The following is a 17,664-nucleotide window of genomic DNA, read 5'->3' on the forward strand; positions in this document are numbered from 1 at the left end:
GCCCCGGGCGGGCTTGTTGGGGTTGTCCTCCCCCTTGTCGCCACTCTTGTGGGGGCGCGGCGGGGGCCCGCGCGCCACCCGGGGGGCCCACGGCGCAGCCACCGCGACCCGGCTAGGACAGCGACCGCCACGCCGCGACCAGGGCTACCCGGAGCACGCCGATCTCCTCGGCGCTCAGGTCGGCGACCATGCGCTCCTCCAGCGCGCGGGCCGGCCCGGCGTACTCGGCGAGCAGTCGCCGCCCCGGGGCGTCGAGCAGGATGAGGCGTTCGCGGCGGTTGGCGGGATTGGGCTCGCGGCGGATCAGACCCCGGCCCTCCAGCGCGCGGACCATGTCGGCCATGGTCTGGGCGGTGACGAAGGAGTCGCGGGCGAGCTGCGCGGCGGAGATGCCGTCGTGCCGCTCCAGCACCGTCAGAGCGGTGTACTGCAACGCGGTGATCCCGGCGGGCTTGAGCAGCTCCTCCAGGCGGGCGCGCACCGCCAGCTCCGTCCTCTTGAGCAGGTAGAGCAGCGAGGTGCTCACGTTCGTCCTCCCGTGGTGATCGTCCGCGCGGGGCGGGTCATGCCGCTGCCGCCGGACGGCGGCGCCTCTCACCCTAAAACATTGACAGGAATCCTGTTGATGCACAGACTGATGTTCATCAGGATTCCTGTCGATCCCGGCTTGTGCCGGCGCTTTCGGCATCCCTCTTCCCCCTTCTACGAGAGGCACCTCTCATGGATCTTCAGGGCAAGGTCGCCCTCGTCACCGGCAGTGGACGCGGTCTCGGACTGGCCTACGCGCAGGCCCTCGCCGCGGCGGGAGCCGCCGTCGTCGTCAATGACGTCGACCAGGTCGTCGTCGACGCCGCCGTCGCCTCGATCACGTCAGAGGGCGGCAGGGCGACCGGTGTCGTCGCGGCGGTGGGTGACAGCGAGTCGGCGCAGCGGCTGGTCGACGCGGCGGTCGAGGAGTTCGGCCGTCTGGACGTGCTCGTCACCAACGCCGGCATTCTGCGCGACCGCGTCCTGTGGAAGATGACCGACGAGGACTTCGACGACGTGGTCCGCGTCCACCTGCGCGGCACGTTCACCTGCGCCAGGGCCGCCGCCGTCCGCATGCGCGAGCAGGGCACCGGCGGCCGACTGATCCTCATCTCCTCCCCGGCCGGCCAGCGCGGCAACTTCGGCCAGACCAACTACGCCGCCGCCAAGGCGGGCATCGTCGCCATGGCCCGCACCTGGGCCATGGAACTGGGCCGCGCCGGCATCACCGTCAACGCCGTCGTTCCCGTCGCCGCCACCGAGATGACCAAGACCATCCCGGCGTTCGCCCCGGTCATCGAGGAGTCCGAGCGCACCGGAAAGCCGCTGCCGGACTGGCTGCGCAAGGACGAGGGCCTCGGCACCGTCGAGGACGTCGCCTCCGTGATCACCTTCCTGGCCTCGGACGACTCCGACGGAGTCACCGGTCAGGCCATCGGCATCGGCGGGGACCGGCTCGCCCTGTGGGCGCACCCGAAGGAGAAGGCGGTCGTCTTCGCCGACGGCGGCTGGAGCGCCGACGCCATCGCCGCCGGGTGGGCGGACGGCGTCGGCGCCGAGCCCGAGACCTACGGCATCCCCGCGTCCCAGGCCCCGGAGGCGTGAGCATGGGCGACCTCGCGCTCGGCCTCGACCGGCTCACCGCCATCGACGTGCACACGCACGCCGAGATCTCCAAGGACGGCCACGGGGCCCTGAGCCCGGAGCTGTTCGGCGCCTCCGAGGCGTACTTCAAGGCTCACGGCCACCGGCAGCCGACCATCGACGAGATGGCCGCGCACTACCGCGAGCGCCGCATGGCCGCGGTGGTGTTCACCGTCGACGCCGAACACGCCACCGGCCACCCGCGGATCGCCAACGAGGAGATCGCCGAGAGCTGTGCCGCCCACGCCGACGTGCTCATCCCCTTCGCCAGCGTCGACCCGCACAAGGGCCGCGCGGGCGTGCGCGAGGCACGGCGGCTGGTCGAGGAGTACGGCGTGCGCGGGTTCAAGTTCCATCCGAGCATCCAGGCCTTCTCCCCGAACGACCCGCTCGCCCGCCCGCTGTACGAGGCGATCGAGGAGCTGGGCGTGCCCGCCCTGTTCCACACCGGCCAGACCGGCATCGGCGCCGGCGTCCCGGGCGGCGGCGGCATCCGGCTGAAGTACTCGAACCCGATGCTGGTCGACGACGTGGCCGTCGACTTCCCCGAACTTCGGATCATCCTGGCCCACCCGTCCTTCCCCTGGCAGGACGAGGCCCTGGCGGTCGCCACCCACAAGCCGCACGTGTACATCGACCTGTCCGGCTGGTCCCCGAAGTACTTTCCGCCGCAGCTCGTCCGCTACGCGAACACGCTGCTCCAGGACAAGGTGCTCTTCGGCTCCGACTACCCCGTCATCACCCCCGACCGCTGGCTCGCCGACTTCGGGAAGCTCGACATCAAGCCCGAGGTCCGACCGAAGATCCTCAAGGAGAACGCCGCCCGCCTGCTCGGTCTGACCACGGGCTGAAGGAGACGTCGTGTTGAACCAAGGCATCGGTTCCTGGCCGGCGCGCCGGGCCCGCAAGACCCCCGACCGGGTGGCCGTCGTCCACGAGGACCGCGCCCTGACCTACCGCGAGCTGCACCAGCGCGTCCTGCGCCTCGCCCACGCCCTGCGCGCCCTTGGCGTGGCGCGGGGCGACCGGATCGCCTACCTCGGCCCCAACCACCCGGCTTTCCTGGAGACCCTGTTCGCCGCCGGAACGCTGGGGGCGGTCTTCGTCCCCCTCAACACCCGGCTCGCGGCACCGGAACTCGCGTACAACCTCGGCGACTCGGGCAGCACCGTCCTCGTCCACGGGCCCGAGCAGGACGGGACGGCCAGGGCCGCGGCGGCCGCGGCGGACGTACGGCACCGGATCGCGCCGGCCGGTCCCGACCAGGACGGCGTCCTCGGTTACGAGGAGCTGCTCGCCGGCGCCGGGACCGGTCCGCTGGACGAGGCCGTGGCGCCCGAGGACCCGTGCATGATCATGTACACCTCCGGAACCACGGGCCGCCCCAAGGGCGCCGTCCTCTCCCACGCCAACATCACCTGGAACAGCGTCAACGTCCTCGTCGACACCGACCTGACCGGCGACGAGGTCACCCTCGTCGTGGCCCCGCTGTTCCACACCGCCGGCCTCAACATGACCTGCCTGCCGACCCTCCTCAAGGGCGGCCGGGTGATCCTCCTCGGCACCTTCGACGCCGAGCGCGTCCTGGAGCTCATCGAGGACCTGCGGGTGACGTACATGTTCGGCGTCCCCACCATGTACGACGCCATGGCGGCCCGGCCGCGCTGGGAGACCACGGATCTGTCCAGCCTGCGCACCCTCAACTGCGGCGGCGCCCCCGTGCCCGCCCGCACCATCGCCGCGTACCTCGACCGCGGTCTGGCCTTCAGCCAGGGCTACGGCATGACAGAGGCGTCCCCGGGCGTCCTCTTCCTGGACCGGGAGCAGACCTCGGCCAGGGCGGGCTCCGCCGGCGTGCCGCACTTCTTCACCGACACCCGCGTGGTCCTGCCGGACGGCAGCGACGCCGAACCCGGCGAGCGCGGCGAGATCCTCGTCCACGGCCCCAACGTCATGGCCGGCTACTGGGGACGGCCCGAGGACACCGGGGCCGCCTTCGCCGACGGCCGTTGGCTGCGCACCGGCGACGTCGCCCGAACCGACGCCGACGGCTATACCTACATCGTCGACCGGGTGAAGGACATGTTCGTCTCGGGCGGGGAGAACGTCTACCCGGCCGAGGTGGAGGACGTGCTCCTCTCCCATCCCGCCGTCGCCGAATGCGCGGTCATCGGTGTGCCGGACCCGGTCTGGGGCGAGGTCGGCCGAGCCGTCGTCGTCCTCGGACCCGGCGCCCGGGCCGACGAGGACGACATCCTCGGCCACCTCCACGGCCGGCTCGCCAAGTACAAGGTCCCCAAGTCCCTCGTCGTGACCGAAGCGCTGCCCCGCACGGCCTCCGGGAAGGTCATCAAGCCCGCCGTGCGTGACACCTACGCGACCGGTCCCGCCGATCGTCCCCACCCGTGAGAGACGTCCGGTCAGAGTCGGTTCACGGGTCGCGCTCACCGTTGCTCACACCATCGAAAGGAACCTCCATGCCCACCACCGCCAACGGCCTCGACGGTCTCAAGGCCCTCAGCGGAGCCGACCTCGGCCGCACCGAATGGCTCGACATCACCCAGCAGCGGGTGAACACCTTCGCCGACGCCACCGACGACCACCAGTGGATTCACACCGACCCGGAGAAGGCAGAGGACGGCCCCTTCGGCGGCCCCATAGCCCACGGCTACCTGACCCTCTCCCTCATCATTCCGCTCTTCGGAGAGCTGCTCGGCATCACCGGCACCAGGATGAGCGTCAACTACGGCCTGGACAAGGTCCGTTTCCCCAGTCCCGTCCCCGTCGGCGCGAAGATCCGCCTCCATGGTGCCGTCGGCACGGTGGAGGAGGTCAAGGGCAACGGCGTTCAGATGCCGCTGACGTTCACGGTCGAGGTCGACGGCAGCGACAAGCCGGCTTGCGTCGCCCAGGCCGTCTACCGCCACTACGCCTGACCGGTCCCGTGCCGTGAGGCGAGACACCGTCACCTGCCGCACCCGGCGACACACCAGCAGTTCGTCCTCCTGGTGAGTCGGAGCGGCAGGCGACCACGCACGCTCGCGGCCGCCTCCCCGCCTGGACGGCCGGCTTTCGCCTCGCCCGGGAGTACGTCCATCACACGGCGGGATCTGTTCCCGTCAGCAGCGTGTCAATTCTGCGGACGGCGGCGTAAACACCGCGTAGCCGCGCCCTCGCCGGGTGGGCGGAGAGCTTTAGCGTCGCCTCCATGCAGCCACTCCCCTCTCCGTGTCCCCCGTCGGGGGCTCCCCACGACACCCTGTACGACGTGGGATGGCGTGACGAGGCTCGGTACGCGATCGGGTGCGCGGCCCTCCTGCCCGGAACGTCACTGATCGTCGACGCCGGCGCCCACGGTCTGCCCCTGCTCCGGACGACGGGCTGGATCATCCCGGCGTCCACCCTGCTGGTGGTTCTGCTGCCCGCGCGTGTCAGCGCCGGGCCGGGCCGGCTGTCGGTCCAGGAACTGTGGGTCACCAGGACGGTCCGGACCGATCGGCTCTCGGCGGCCGAGTGGCCTGTCGGCATCGCGCAGCGCCTGGTCCTGACGGACACGGACGGCGTACGGGCCGAGGTGGACCTGCGCGTGCTCATCACCAACCCTGCCCTGTGGCTGCGGCTCGAAGCCGACAGGCGGACCGCCCGGGAACGCGGCGTCCTCGATCACGGCGGGGCGAGTCTCGCCAAGCTGTCCTCGCGCGTCGACGCGGAGACCACCCGCTCCGTCTTCAACGTTTCGGGCCCGAGCTAGTGCCGTCCTGGAAGGGCGAGCGGCACCGCATCGGCGTTAAGAACGCGCCAGGAATCAAAGCGCGGTTACTCATGGCCGCTTTCGCGATCGAAGTGTTCCGTCGGCCGTAGCCCGCTCTGTCCCTGGGCGCCCCCCCCACGCCTCTCCACTCCTCGGGTTCGGTGAAGCCGTGAGCGTGGCCATCCCGCTGGTCGCGATCCTCCTGGTGCTGAACGCGGTCGTCATCGGTGTCGGCCTGGTCCATGTCTTCACCACCCCCGGGGCATTCTCGGCCTGGACGGACGCGCTCGTCGAAGGCGGCGCCGGCTTCGGCGACCTGATGACGCCCGCGCTCCTCGCGTTCCCGCTGCTCGTGCTGGGTCTGTCCGGCTTCGAGACCGGAGCGAGCGTGATGCCCCTGGTGGCCGCAGACGGCGCCGACGACAAGGAACGGCTGCGGTCGCGGATCCGCAACACCCGCAAGCTGCTGACCGTCGCGGCCCTCATCATGAACGTCTACCTGCTGGCCTCCAGCTTCGTCACCACCGTCCTCATTCCGCGGACGCGTTCGAGCCCGGCGGTGCGGCCAACGGGCGCGCCCTGACCTGGCTGGCCCACGAGCACGTCGGCGAGGCGTTCGGCACGGTGCGCGTGTCATCGCTCTCCGGCAGCCCTCGCATCCCGACCTGGACGACACCCAACAGACACCACTGGGCACGACGAGCGCCCTTGCCGCACCGTCGCCCTCCAGCGCCTCACCCCAACCCGGCCGGCGCTTCCGCCGGTTCGTCCTGGATGCCTTCGTGCCCGGCCTGCACCCCTGGGACGGCAACGGACGGGCGATGTGCCAGTCCCCTCGGAGATAGTCCGCGGGGACTGGCACGTCGCAGGCAGGCTGAAGGCGCGGTGCACGGTGATCGATGCGCTGCTCACCTTCCCAGACCGTCCGACCGGGACCGGATGGTCGCGGCCCCGGTTCGGCGTCAGTCGTCGATCGCCTGGTAGACCGTCGTCCAGAAGTCGTGGAAGAGCCGCGCCGGGTCCGGGACGGACGTCCCGACCTGGGTGAGGAGGATTCCGGTGACCTGATGTTCCGGGTCGGCGTAGGTCGAGGTGCCGCTTCCGCCGTCCCAGCCGAACTGGCCGATGGGCGCGTAGTCGCCGCGGTAGGTGCGTACCGCCATCCCGAAGCCCCAGCCTCCGTGCTGCCCTTGGCCGAAGGAGACATGGACGTTGTCGACGGCCATGGCATGCCGTGCGGCTTGCTGCTCGGGCGCGAGGCGGTTGGTGGTCATCAGCTCGACGGCGGCCCGGGAGAGAATCCGTTCGCTCCCGTGCCTCCCGCCGTTGAGCAGCATCTGGAAATAGGCGTGGTAGTCGTCTGCGGTGGAGGTCAGTCCGCCGCCTCCGCCCTGGAACGCCGGCGGCGTGCTGTGTCGTCCCCCCTTGGCCTCGTCCCACACGTGGAACTGGCCGGTCTGCGGGTCGGGGGCGTACAGCGGCGGCAGCCGGTCGATCTTGTCGGCGGGCACGTGGAAGCCGGTGTCCTTCATGCCGAGGGGGTCGAGGACGCGTTCACGCAGGAACGTTTCGTACGACTGGCCCGTGACCCTGGCGACGAGCACGCCGAGCAGGTCGTGGCTGATGTGGTACTGCCAGCGCTCTCCGGGCTGGTGCATCAGCGGAAGCTCGCCGAGGCGGCGCATCCACTCGTCCGCCTCGGGCATGGGCGTCGGCAGGTTGGGCGTGAGCCCCTGCTCGAAGATCGTGTTCATGATCGGGGTGCCCAGGGCCGTCATATCCATGCCGAGCCCGAACGTGGAGGTCAGCACATCTCGTACGGTGATCGGCCGCCGCGCCGGCACGGTGTCGTCCAGCGGGCCGTCGGTCCGCCTCAGCACCTGCCGGTCGGCGAGTTCGGGCAGCCAGGGATCCACGGGGTCGTCGAGGCGCAGCCTGCATTCGTCGAGCAGGATCATCGCCGCAGAGACCGCGACCGGCTTGGACGTCGAGGCCATCCGGAAGATCGTGTCCCGGCGCATCGACGGACCGCCGTCGTGACGCATCGTCCCGATCGTTTCGACGTGCGTCTCACCGCCGCGGCTGAACAGCGCCACGAGCCCGGGAATCCTCCCGGTCTCGACATGCCGTGCGAGCACGTCGCGGACTCTTCGCAGCCCTGTCCTGGAGAAGCGGTTGTGCTGGTCGGCGGGGGTGATGGTCACGGTTGTGCGCTCCTTCGGTGAACGGGCGGGTGGCTTTGAGTTGCCGGGTGCTGCGAGGCCCCGCTCCCATGACGGCCGATTCGGGTCGGGGTCGTGCTTCGGCGTCGGTCTGTCGCAGCGGCTGGGCGGGGGACGTGGTCGTCCACGTCGGCGGGTGTCGGCCAGGGCGGGACGAGTCGGCCGGGTGCGTGTGGTGAACGCCGCTCGGCGCTGTCTAGTGAGCCGGCTCGGCCGCCGCGTCGGCCGAGCCGGCCTGCCCGCCGCCGAACACCACGTCGACGAGCTTCTGCGTCGCCCGCTGGAACACCGTCGCCATGGACGGTGCGGCGTCGTCCACGTAGTTCACCGCGGCGGTCAGGGTCCTGCTGCCGTCGGGCGTGCTGTACATCAGCGCCGCGTGGCCCGCCATGCCGCCGTTGTGGGTGATGACGGTGCCGCCGCCCTCCCCGACGTCCTGCACCATCACCCCCAGGCCGTAACCGGCCTTGGGGTGCGTCGCGCGCATCTCGGCGAGCAGCGGCGCGGGCAGGAGCTTGCCGCTCACCAGGGCGGAGATGAAGGTGTGGAGGTCCTGGGTGGTCGAGATCATGTCACCACCGGTGGCGATCCAGGAGGGGTTCTGGCGGGTGACGTCGACCGTCTCCTGCCGGTCGCCGTCCTCGTACCGGTAGTAGGCGTGGGCGTGCGGTTCGGGGATCTCCGGGCTGGTGTCCGGCACCAGGGTGCCCGACAGCCCGAGCGGCCCCAGGATCAGCCGCTGCACCTCCTCGGCGAGCGGGTGACCGGTGACCTTCTCGATCAGCAGCCGGGCCAGCACGTAGTTGGTGTTGGAGTAGCTCCAGTCGCTCCCCGGCTCGAACCGCGCCGGCTTGGACAGCGCCAGGCGGACCAGCTCCTCCGGCCGGTAGGTCCTGAACCGGTTGTCCACCCACTCCCGGCCCGCGGTGGTGGCGGGGATGCCGGGCGCGAACGTCCCGTCGTCGTAGTACTCGCCGGTGAAGTTGAACACCCCGCTGGTGTGCTGGAGCAGCATCCGGACCGTGATCCGCCGGTCCGGCGCGAACTCGGGCAGGTGGTCGGCCACCGGGACGTCGAGCCCGACCTTGCCCTCGGCCACCAGTCGCAGCATCACGGCCGCGGTGAAGGTCTTGGTGACGCTGCCTATCCGGACGTGCCCGTCCGTCGGCGGCTTCGCGCTCTCGCCCAGCCTGCGCGCTCCGGCGCTGCCGACCCACTCGCCCCGCTCGTCGTTCACGCGCAACGTCACGCCGATGAACCCGGCCTCGACCATCTCCTCGATGGCCTTCCGCAGCTCCGGGCGGTCCTGCCCCGCAGCGGCCTTCGGCACGCTCGCACTGGCAGAGGTGTCCACCCTGGCCTCGTCACGGCTTTCGGTGATCCTGCCGGCCGTGTTCGTCATGGGTGTGCTCCTTCGGGGCTACGGGGTTCAGAGGCTGCGGGCGGTGATGTCGCCGTAGGAGGTGGTCGCGTGGATACGCAGGCCGGCGGCGGAACCGGCGGTGCTGTTGAGCGAGTTGTGAATCCGGCCGTAGGAGGTGCCGGCGTCCAGGGAGGCGGAGACTCCACGGGCGGCACCGACGGAGATCTCGCCGTGCTCGGTGCTCAGGGTGACCGTGCCGGTCGTGGCCTCGGTGATGCGGAGGTCGCCCTTCTGAGTGCTGATGCGGGCGGGGCCGCCCAGGCGGCCGACCGAGACGTCGCCGGACTGGACGGTCAGGTGGGCGCTCGCGGTCTCGTCGAGCTCGACGGTTGCCTGCGCGCCCTCGAAGGCGACGTCGCCGAGCCGTCCGACGCTCTGGAACTCCGCGCTCGCCGTCTTCACCTCGATGCGTGAACCGGTCGGCAGCTGGACGGTCACCGCAACGGATCCGGAGGCTCCCAAGACCTGGTTCTTCGCCTCCGGAGCCTTGATCCGCAGCACACCAGCGTCGTATGCGACGGTGGTCTGCTCCGCGGCCCGCGCGTCGCGGCCCTTGGAGGCGTCCGCGGGCAGGACCTCCACCGCGGTGTCGGCCCGGTCGGCGGCGACGAGCCGGATGCGTCCCGCGGGGATGTCCACGACGGCGGAGATGGTGCCGGGGGTGTCGAACTTCTGCATGACGCTCTCCTTGGGCTCGTTGTTTCTCGCAATGGAAAGCTACGTTGCATTTCCCACCTTCGCAACATCCCGGTTGCGCCAAATCGCTATAAACGCAGGCCAGAACCATCGAATCGTTGCAGTGACCTTGCCGCTTAATGCAATAACGGACACCTGATCGTTGCAATGACTTGAAGGTGAATGGCCGAGCCGTGGTACCGGGGAGCGTTGAGGGATCGCGATGCCAGGAGACCGGCTCACCGATCACGCGGTGCGCGGCGTCGACCCCGCCCACTGCGCCGACCCGGCTCATGTGCCACCGAACGCCGCGTCCGCCGACGGGAGCGGGTCGCGCCGGAGCACGAAAGCTGAACCTTTCGACTCATCGCGTCTCGGGGGCGCCGGCGGGCGGCACCCATTGGGTGAGCTGGACCACGACGCCATTGGGGTCGGTGAGCTCGAACAGTTGCTCACCCCACGGTTCCTGGCGGATCCGGCCGAGTACGACCGCTCCCTCTTGGCACAGCCGGTCGTACTCGGCCTCGACATCCATGACGGTCAGGGTCACGGCGAGATCGGCCAGCCCCTGACCCCGCCAGACCCGCGGCGGCAGCTCGGGGTCGCGCTCGGACAGGGCGATCTCGGCGGAGGTGTCGTCCCGGCGGAGGCAGACGTATCCCTCCGCCGACTCGACCTCCCGAAAGCCCAGATGGGTGGCGAAGAACCGGCTGGAAGCGCCCACGTCCTCCACTGTCAGCGACACCTTCGTAGCGACGACGTTCATGCACTGAGCATCCGGGTTGGACAAGATGATGATCAACGACTGATCATGCAACGCCGGTTAAGCCAGGGGTTAACGAACATGCGGGGGCGTGGGGGCGCGTGGAGCTGCGCGACATCGAGATCTTCCTGACGTTGTCGGAGGAGCTGCACTTCGGACGGACGGCGGAGCGGCTGCACGTGTCGGCGGCGCGAGTCAGTCAGGCGATCAAGAAGCAGGAACGCTCGATCGGGGCGGAGCTCTTCGAGCGGACCAGCCGCCAGGTGCGGCTCACACCGGTCGGCGAGCAGCTGCTCAGTGATCTGCGACCGGTGTTTCAGAGCCTGAAGGCGAGCGTCGAGCGGGCACGGCTCACCGCCCGAGGCAAGACAGACATCCTGCGGGTCGGCCTGATGGTCACCAACGGCCATGAACTACGGCCCTTCTGGGACGCCTTCCGTTCGCGGCATCCGGACTGGGGCCTGCGGCTGAGCCACAACGGCTACATCGACCCGTTCGCCCCGCTGCGAGCCGGCGAGATCGACCTGCTGTTGACCTGGCTTCCGGTGGAAGAACCCGATCTCACCGTGGGGCCGGTGCTCTTCACCGAACCCAGGGTCGCGCTGGTGGCCACCGACCACCGCCTGGCCGGCCGCTCGTCAGTGACCCTGGAAGCGTTCGCCGACCACGGCGTCGTGGGGCCGGACGGCCCTCAGCCCGACTACTTCGAAAACGCCTTCGTCCCGTTCTCCGCGCCCAGCGGCCGAGCCATCGAACGGAGATTCCCCGTCACCACGCTGGACCAGCTGTACACGCTCGTGGCCGCGGGCGAAGTCATCCACCTCCTGGGCGATCAGGTCACCCGCTTCTACGCCCGCCCCGACATCACCTACCTCCCCGTTCGCGACACACCTTTCTTGCGATGGGGCCTGGTATGGCGGTCGGACAACGACAGCCCGCTCGTCCGGGCCTTCGTCCGCACCGCCCACGAACTCGGCACGATGGCGCTGTGAGCTGGTCGGTCAACGACTCAGCTCGGTCATCAAGCCCACGAGTTGAAGAGCACTCCGCCCAGTGTGGTGATGCCGTAGGAGCGAATCTGGCGCCACTCGCCCCGCGTAAGCGCTGAAGTGTCCACGGCGGAGAGAGGCATGGCAAGCTGCTCGCTAATCAGCGCTGTTGACCATGTCGCTCATCTTGCTCGGTGCAAGACTGCACCTGCACGGCGCGCCCTTGCGCGGTGCCGGTGTGGCGGGCCGAGTCGGACAACGAGCCTGTTCGCGGGCATGAGGCGCATCGTCCACGGAGCCGTCCGTATCGGCCGCGAGTCCCGGACTGTGCGGCCGGGGGGTCAAGGGCGGGATCCGAGCCGACGCAGGGTGTACCCGCCCGCTGCGGGATCGAGGTGCTTGGTGGTCTCTTTGAAGAGGTATTCGGCCCGCTCGTAGGAGAGGCGGCGGCGGCCCGTGTCCGGGCACAGATCGGTCGGTGCGGGTGTCCGGGCGGGGCCGGGGCGCCGGTCGGAGAGGAACACCGGACCCCGGGTCCGGCCGGCCAGCAGCTGGGGCAGGAGCCGAGCGGTCCCGGAGCGCCAGGTCACCCAGGTGCCGCCCGTACGGGCCCTGCGCTCTTCCAGGTCCAGGTCCTCGACGTTCAGGGACAGGACGGCTTTCACTCCGGCCGCCGATTCGTGCAGGAGCCGCCACAGCGTGTGTTCACGCATCGGCAGGTGCGGGCGGCTCCAGAGCGCGTCGAGCTGTGCGGAGCTGAGCGCCGGCGTCCGGGGGCGGGTCACGGCGCGACGGTCCAGGCCGGCCGCGAGGTCGCCCAGGGACGCCCACGCACTGAAGGACCTGACGGCCGAGCGGTGCCGGTTCCACGTCGCGGCCGCGGTTTCGCCCCACGCTGTCGCGAACACCCGCGCCACCTCCTCGGCCGTCAGGGAGGCCAGCGGCAACTGGTCGCCGAGAGCCAGGCACAGGCGCCTCAGGGTCTGTCCGTAGGAGTGGATCGTGGCCGCGTCCAGATCGTCGCGGCTCAGGAAGTCGTGGGCGGCCCGCCCGAGTGTGGGTCCGGGCGGGCCGACGGCCTCGATCGCTTCCGCCCGTCGGTGCAGAAAAGCACGCTCGGCGGCGTTCCTGGTGAGGGAGGCCGCCCGGTAGAACTCCAGCCGCGCTTCCCGGTGCCGGCCCAGCCGGGCCAGTAGGTCGCCCCTGACGCTGGGCAGGAGGTGGTAGTCGCGCAAGCTGGGATCGTCGGCCAGCGCATCGGCCAGGTCGAGGCCTTCCTGTGGCCCGTACGCCATCCCGAGCGCCACCGCCCGGTTGAGATGGACGATCGGTGTCGGTACGAGCTGCGCCAACGCCCCGTACAGGGATCCGATCTGGGCCCAGTCGGTGTCCTCCGCGTCATGTGCCCGCGCATGGCACACGGCGATGGCGGCCTGCAGCAGATACGGTCCGGGCGGTCCGCCTGCTTCCCGTGCCCGCAGCATCGCGGTGAAGCCGCGCCGGATGAGCAGTTGGTCCCAGCGTCCCCGGTTCTGCTCGTGCAGCTGGACCGGCTCGCCCGACGGGCCGGTGCGCGCGGCCGAGCGGGAGGCCTGGATCTCCATCAGCGCCACCAGTGCGTGCACCTCGGCCTCCTGAGGTGCCAGCTCGGCCAGCAGCCGCCCCAGTCGCAGTGCTTCGAGACAGAGCCCGGGCCGCATCAGGTCGTCGCCGGAAGTGGCCGAGTAGCCCTCGTTGAAGATCAGGTAGATGACCTCCAGCACGGACGAGAGACGTTCGCTCAGTTCCGCGCCGTCCGGCAGGTCGAACGGCACCTGCTCCTCGGCCAGCGTCCGCTTGGCCTTTGCGATGCGCTGGGTGATCACCGTCCCGGTCACGAGGAAGGCCCGCGCGATCTCCTCGGCCGTCAGACCGCCCAGTAACCGGAGAGTCAGAGCGGCTCGGGTCTCGGTCGCCAGGACGGGGTGGCAGGAGATGAGCATCAGTCGCAGGACGTCGTCCTGTCCGGGCTCCGACTCGGCCGGTTGCTGTTCCAGCTGGTGGGCGAGTTGTTCCTGCTTGCGCGTCAGGCGCTGGGAGCGCCGGATGTGGTCGACGGCCCGCCGCTTGGCGGTGGTCGTCAGCCAGGCGCCGGGGTTGTCCGGGACGCCTGTGCTCGGCCACTGCTCGAGCGCGGCGACGAGCGCGTCCTGGGCGAGCTCCTCGGCGAGGCCGACGTCGTGCACCATTCGCGTGAGCGCTGCCACGATCATGGCCGACTCGAGCTTCCAGACCGCGGCCACCGTGCGACGGATATCCAGCACGGGCACGATGACAGCACCTGCCCCGACTCGTACGCAAGCCTGGGCAGGTGCACGTCGCCGTTCACGGTGTGTCCCGCCGAAGGCTCAGGGGCCGAAGACCTGCTGGACCACGCTCTCTCCGTCACCGACGATCCTTCGGAAGCGGCGGGCCAGCTCGACCGCCTCCTCCTTCGAGCGGACCTCGATGAGCGCGAAGCCGGCCACGGCCTCCTTGGCCTCGGTGAACGGCCCGTCCGTCACCGTGATCTCCTCGCCGGCAGACCTCACAAGGACGCCGCCCGGCTCCAGGCCCCCCGTGGCCAGCAGCACACCGGCCGCCGTCAACTCCTCGACGAACCTGCTCATCTCGGCGTACAGCTTCTCGTCGGGGGCGGTGTCGGAAGGCCTGGTCGTCATCAGGTAGCGCATGGGTTCCCTCATCTCGTCGTGCGGTTCTCGACCGCTTCTGCCCATACGACGAACAAAAGCATGTGACAGGGAACGCGTGCATTCCCTGTCACATCGCCGGATCGACGTGTCAGCACAAGCACCGCACTTCGAACCCGAGAGGCAGACATCATGACCACCCGGCCCGCCACCACCACCGCCGCCGCCGCGACCGGAACCCCCGCCCGTGCCACCACCCGCTCCCTGCTCACCTGCGTGGTCGTGGCCTCTCCGCTGTGGGCGGCCCTCTCGCTGGCCCAGGCCGCCGGCCGCGACGGCTTCGACATCACCCGCCACCCGTTGAGCGCCCTGAGCAACGGCTCGCTCGGCTGGCTCCAGATCGCCAACTTCCTCATCGCCGGAGTCCTGCTCGCCATCGGCGCGACCGGACTGCGCAGGGCCCTGCACGGCACCCCCGGCAGCACCTGGGCCCCTCGGCTGGTCCGGATCGGCGGCATCGGCATGATCGCCGCAGGACTGTTCGTGATGGACCCGGTCGACGGCTTCCCCACAGGCGCCCCCGACGCGGAGGCCGCCGCGCTCACCTGGCACAGCTACGCCCACTTCGCCGCAGGGTCGGTCACCTTCACCTCGCTGATCGCCGCCTGCTACGTACTGGGCCGTCACTTCGGCCGCATCGGTCACCGCGGCTACGCCATCGCCTCCCGCATCGCCGGCACCACCCTCCTGATCGGCAACGGCTGGGCCATGGGCGGCGGCAAGGCCGGCACCCTGACGCTGGCCGTCGGTGCCATCACCGCGATGCTCACGATCTCCGTGATCGCCGACCGGTACCGCCGCAGCCACTGAGCCGCACCCCTTCCTCCCCAGGACGGCGCCCCTGGGGCGCCTGATGTCGGCCCGGCACACCCTCGAGACCGAACCACGCGGTTGAGCCATGGCAGCAGGACCCCTCGGACAACTGCTGCAGCTCGGCGAACTCCGACCTGTCCTACGGCGAGGACGTCGATCTGACGGGTACGGACACGGCGTTGTCGGCCGGGCCCGAGGGCGCCGAACCCCACCTCGCGCTGCCGGACGGGTCCCCCCTTCCGGCTGGTGGATGCGTCCGCTCCCACGAACTCCCGCACGGCAGGGTCTTCCGGGCCAGCCCTCCGCAGCGGCTGATCAGAGCGGGAGCACGGCGAACGCTCCTGGTGCTCGGCGACAGTGCGACAGCGAGGCGCGCCCCTGACGGCGACGTGCACGCGATCCCGTTCGACGAGGTCGTCGGCGTCGAGGCCCACGGAGCGGGCCGAGTGCTCGTCGGCCGCGGCGGCTGCGTGATCCCGGTCCTTCCCGACCTCTTCTCCAAGATCACTCCCCTGGTCCGGCAGTTCGACGAGTCCATACCCGGAGGACCGCGCTACCCGGAGGACCGCGCTACCCGGAGGACCGCGCTACCCGGTGTCGGCCTACTGGACCGACGATGAATGACCTGCGGTGAGGACTCGTGTCCTCACGAGGGCGTTGTGGAGGGCATCGGCGCTGCCGCGCCGGTACTCCAGGAGGTTCTCCGTCTCCTCTTCGTCGGCGAGGTCGATCAGGGTGCGGAGCGGCCGGACGGGGCGGCCATCGACGATGGCTGCTAACCAGGCGCTCTTGGTGGTCCCGTGCAGGCCGGAGACTCCTTGCGGGGGCCGTCGGGCAGGACCAGGTAGTCGAAGGTCCGGGCGTATGGTGACCGGGCCGCGCGAAGCACGCGTCGCAGTGTCCGGGAGGTCGTGGCCGTGCGGCAGCAAGTTCGCCCGGGATCCGCACCGCGGACGGCGGGCCGGCGGCGTACTCGATGCCCAGAGTGTCGCCTGCGGTCGGAGCCGGATCGGAGACGGAGATGTCCGTGACGGCTTCGAGGCCGTCGGCGGTGGTGAAGCTGATCCCGGCCGCGGCGGGAGCAGCCAGGGCTCCAGCGGCAGTTCGCCGTACACCTGCTCGATCTACCCGGACGCCGGACTCGCGCATCCCTCCTACGGGCGGGCCCGGACGCGATCGCCGAAGTCACCAGCCTGCTCGTGCCGGTCCAGGTGAAAGATTGGTACGGCGGCCGTCACTGATTCGGAACGGCGATGCCGGCTGCGCGCAGGTTCGCCTCGATCAGCGTGTTCAACCGGGCGATGGACGGTGACTGGTCCTCCCGGTGGTGGTTGACCATTCCGTACCGGGAGGCGGCGTCGGACCGGTTCCGAAACCCGGCCGGGATCGCCAGCAGCGCGCGGTGGGAGAGCAGCTTGTCGGTCAGCGTGGACGCCAGCTCCTCGACCCGCGGGTCGTCCGGATCCCAGGTCCTCGCATCCCAACCGCGCTTGGTCAGCTCGACGGACTCGGGATCGTCAAGCGATTGTTCGAGCCGGTCAGGAAGCTGTCGAAGATCTCTGGGACCAGCGCCTGGGACAGCACCAGAGCCTCCCGTCGACCAGCCACGTAGTCGGGGCTGAAGCCGAGTTCGGCGAGTCGGCCCAAGACCGCGCAGGCCCGGTCGGGCAGCAGGGCCCGGTCGCCGTGGTCGAGACGGTGCAACCTGTCGCGGCGCGCGATCAGGTCGTCGATCCGTTCGGTGAGCCGGTGGTGGACGTTGTCCAGGGTGGCGGCGAACGTCTTGGGATCGGCGTCGAGCAGGTCACCGATCTCGGCCAGCGGCACGCCGGCCGCGGCCAGGGTCCGGACCCGGACCAGCCGGAACAGCTCGCCCGATCGGTAACGGCGGTAGCCGGAACCGTCACGATCCGGCTCGGCGACCAGGCCGAGCCGGTGATAGTGCCGCACGGTCTTGATCGTGACACCGACGAACGCCGCCGCCTGACCGATCGTGAGCCCGTCTGCCATCGACTCGGCGCACCTCCAGATCGTGGACGGCTACGGTCTCGCGAACCGCGTCGGCGACGGCCGGGAAGTCCGGACGATCACAGGAGCGAGGATAGCGCGCACCAGTTCCGGCCCCTGCCGCCAAAGGGCCGGGACACCCGCGATCGGTGCCGGTCACTCCTTGATCACTGTGGAGGGTTGACCTTGACCTTGGGGCAAGGATGCAGGCTCTCCCTACGGCCGGTCGAAGGGCCAGGCAGCCACCAGGGCGCCGTGGGAACTCACACCGCGCACAGGAGATTCATCATGGGGACACGCGACAGCGGCTTCTCCGAGGCAGGGCTGCGCCGACTGCGCGAGGTGCTGGCACGGCACGTCGAGTCCAAGAAGGTTCCCGGCCTTGTCGCCCTGGTCAGCGTCGGCGGCCAGACGCACGTCGAAGCGATGGGGACGATGCGTCATGACGGTGGCTCGCCGATGCGCCGGGACACGATCTCCACGTCAAGCTCTTCCTGATCGGCTTCTGCGCCACCTTCCCCCACCCCCTGGTCGTGGCCCGCGTACGGGCAGGGCAAGAGGTGACCGGCGCCGGGGTCGCCTCCGGTGCGCGCGGTGAAGCAGATCGGGGATCCGGAGCGG

Annotated in this window: 18 protein-coding genes; 10 read left to right on the forward strand and 8 right to left on the reverse strand. The window is 70.3% G+C overall.

The genetic code is table 11. The features are described 5' to 3' along the window. Positions 1 to 112: 112 nt before the first annotated feature. The gene (locus tag ACFWUY_RS33775; protein ID WP_384118862.1) at positions 113 to 526 is read right to left on the reverse strand and encodes a MarR family winged helix-turn-helix transcriptional regulator; all 414 of its coding nucleotides are present in this window, start codon (positions 524 to 526) and stop codon (positions 113 to 115) included. Between the two features lie 194 nt (positions 527 to 720). Here ACFWUY_RS33775 and ACFWUY_RS33780 point away from each other — a divergent pair, with 194 nt between their 5' ends. From ACFWUY_RS33780 to ACFWUY_RS33805, 6 genes are all read left to right on the forward strand, one after another. Next, the gene (locus ACFWUY_RS33780) at positions 721 to 1,632 is read left to right on the forward strand and encodes an SDR family oxidoreductase (RefSeq protein ID WP_384118864.1); all 912 of its coding nucleotides are present in this window, start codon (positions 721 to 723) and stop codon (positions 1,630 to 1,632) included. 2 nt (positions 1,633 to 1,634) lie between these two features. Continuing rightward, positions 1,635 to 2,522 (forward strand): amidohydrolase family protein, encoded by an 888-nt coding sequence (locus tag ACFWUY_RS33785; RefSeq protein ID WP_384118867.1) that lies wholly within the window; start codon positions 1,635 to 1,637, stop codon positions 2,520 to 2,522. A gap of 10 nt (positions 2,523 to 2,532) precedes the next feature. Further along, positions 2,533 to 4,080 carry a long-chain fatty acid--CoA ligase gene (locus ACFWUY_RS33790; protein WP_384118869.1) on the forward strand — a complete coding sequence of 516 codons (1,548 nt, stop codon included), beginning with the start codon at positions 2,533 to 2,535 and terminating at the stop codon, positions 4,078 to 4,080. 68 nt (positions 4,081 to 4,148) lie between these two features. After that, positions 4,149 to 4,607, forward strand: coding sequence for a MaoC family dehydratase (locus ACFWUY_RS33795; RefSeq protein ID WP_384118873.1), 459 nt, complete (start codon positions 4,149 to 4,151; stop codon positions 4,605 to 4,607). Positions 4,608 to 4,939: 332 nt separating this feature from the next. Continuing rightward, positions 4,940 to 5,422: a hypothetical protein gene (locus ACFWUY_RS33800; protein ID WP_384118876.1), complete on the forward strand. Its 483-nt coding sequence runs from the start codon at positions 4,940 to 4,942 to the stop codon at positions 5,420 to 5,422. Between the two features lie 169 nt (positions 5,423 to 5,591). Next, positions 5,592 to 6,005 carry a hypothetical protein gene (locus ACFWUY_RS33805; RefSeq protein WP_384118878.1) on the forward strand — a complete coding sequence of 138 codons (414 nt, stop codon included), beginning with the start codon at positions 5,592 to 5,594 and terminating at the stop codon, positions 6,003 to 6,005. A gap of 379 nt (positions 6,006 to 6,384) precedes the next feature. Here the strand turns inward: ACFWUY_RS33805 and ACFWUY_RS33810 are convergent, their stop codons facing one another. The 4 genes from ACFWUY_RS33810 to ACFWUY_RS33825 form a co-directional block, all read right to left on the reverse strand. Continuing rightward, positions 6,385 to 7,626: a serine hydrolase domain-containing protein gene (locus ACFWUY_RS33810; protein WP_384118880.1), complete on the reverse strand. Its 1,242-nt coding sequence runs from the start codon at positions 7,624 to 7,626 to the stop codon at positions 6,385 to 6,387. A 214-nt stretch (positions 7,627 to 7,840) separates the two neighbouring features. Then, a complete protein-coding gene (locus ACFWUY_RS33815) occupies positions 7,841 to 9,046 on the reverse strand; it encodes a serine hydrolase domain-containing protein (protein ID WP_384118882.1) in 1,206 nt (401 codons plus the stop codon). Between the two features lie 27 nt (positions 9,047 to 9,073). Continuing rightward, positions 9,074 to 9,745, reverse strand: coding sequence for a DUF4097 family beta strand repeat-containing protein (locus ACFWUY_RS33820; protein ID WP_384118884.1), 672 nt, complete (start codon positions 9,743 to 9,745; stop codon positions 9,074 to 9,076). A gap of 361 nt (positions 9,746 to 10,106) precedes the next feature. Then, positions 10,107 to 10,508: a VOC family protein gene (locus ACFWUY_RS33825; RefSeq protein ID WP_384118887.1), complete on the reverse strand. Its 402-nt coding sequence runs from the start codon at positions 10,506 to 10,508 to the stop codon at positions 10,107 to 10,109. Positions 10,509 to 10,606: 98 nt separating this feature from the next. Here ACFWUY_RS33825 and ACFWUY_RS33830 point away from each other — a divergent pair, with 98 nt between their 5' ends. After that, on the forward strand, positions 10,607 to 11,497 hold the full coding sequence (locus tag ACFWUY_RS33830) for a LysR family transcriptional regulator (protein WP_384118891.1): 891 nt from the start codon (positions 10,607 to 10,609) through the stop codon (positions 11,495 to 11,497). A gap of 338 nt (positions 11,498 to 11,835) precedes the next feature. On the opposite strand, the gene ACFWUY_RS33835 is transcribed toward ACFWUY_RS33830, so the two are convergent. Both ACFWUY_RS33835 and ACFWUY_RS33840 read right to left on the reverse strand, forming a co-directional pair. Beyond that, positions 11,836 to 13,797, reverse strand: a complete 1,962-nt coding sequence (locus ACFWUY_RS33835; protein WP_384118893.1) for a sigma-70 family RNA polymerase sigma factor — start codon at positions 13,795 to 13,797, stop codon at positions 11,836 to 11,838. Between the two features lie 84 nt (positions 13,798 to 13,881). After that, on the reverse strand, positions 13,882 to 14,205 hold the full coding sequence (locus ACFWUY_RS33840; protein ID WP_384118895.1) for a YciI family protein: 324 nt from the start codon (positions 14,203 to 14,205) through the stop codon (positions 13,882 to 13,884). Positions 14,206 to 14,355: 150 nt separating this feature from the next. Here ACFWUY_RS33840 and ACFWUY_RS33845 point away from each other — a divergent pair, with 150 nt between their 5' ends. Both ACFWUY_RS33845 and ACFWUY_RS33850 read left to right on the forward strand, forming a co-directional pair. Continuing rightward, on the forward strand, positions 14,356 to 15,033 hold the full coding sequence (locus ACFWUY_RS33845; protein ID WP_384118897.1) for a DUF998 domain-containing protein: 678 nt from the start codon (positions 14,356 to 14,358) through the stop codon (positions 15,031 to 15,033). A 182-nt stretch (positions 15,034 to 15,215) separates the two neighbouring features. Then, the gene (locus ACFWUY_RS33850) at positions 15,216 to 15,656 is read left to right on the forward strand and encodes a hypothetical protein (protein ID WP_384118899.1); all 441 of its coding nucleotides are present in this window, start codon (positions 15,216 to 15,218) and stop codon (positions 15,654 to 15,656) included. Positions 15,657 to 16,530: 874 nt separating this feature from the next. Here ACFWUY_RS33850 and ACFWUY_RS33855 read toward each other — a convergent pair. Then, positions 16,531 to 17,046 carry a MerR family transcriptional regulator gene (locus ACFWUY_RS33855; RefSeq protein ID WP_384118902.1) on the reverse strand — a complete coding sequence of 172 codons (516 nt, stop codon included), beginning with the start codon at positions 17,044 to 17,046 and terminating at the stop codon, positions 16,531 to 16,533. A gap of 285 nt (positions 17,047 to 17,331) precedes the next feature. Between ACFWUY_RS33855 and ACFWUY_RS33860 the strand changes: the two genes are divergently transcribed. Beyond that, positions 17,332 to 17,541 carry a hypothetical protein gene (locus ACFWUY_RS33860; RefSeq protein WP_384118904.1) on the forward strand — a complete coding sequence of 70 codons (210 nt, stop codon included), beginning with the start codon at positions 17,332 to 17,334 and terminating at the stop codon, positions 17,539 to 17,541. Positions 17,542 to 17,664: the final 123 nt, after the last annotated feature.

It is taken from the genome of Streptomyces sp. NPDC058664 (assembly GCF_042716635.1).
Taxonomy (GTDB): domain Bacteria; phylum Actinomycetota; class Actinomycetes; order Streptomycetales; family Streptomycetaceae; genus Streptomyces.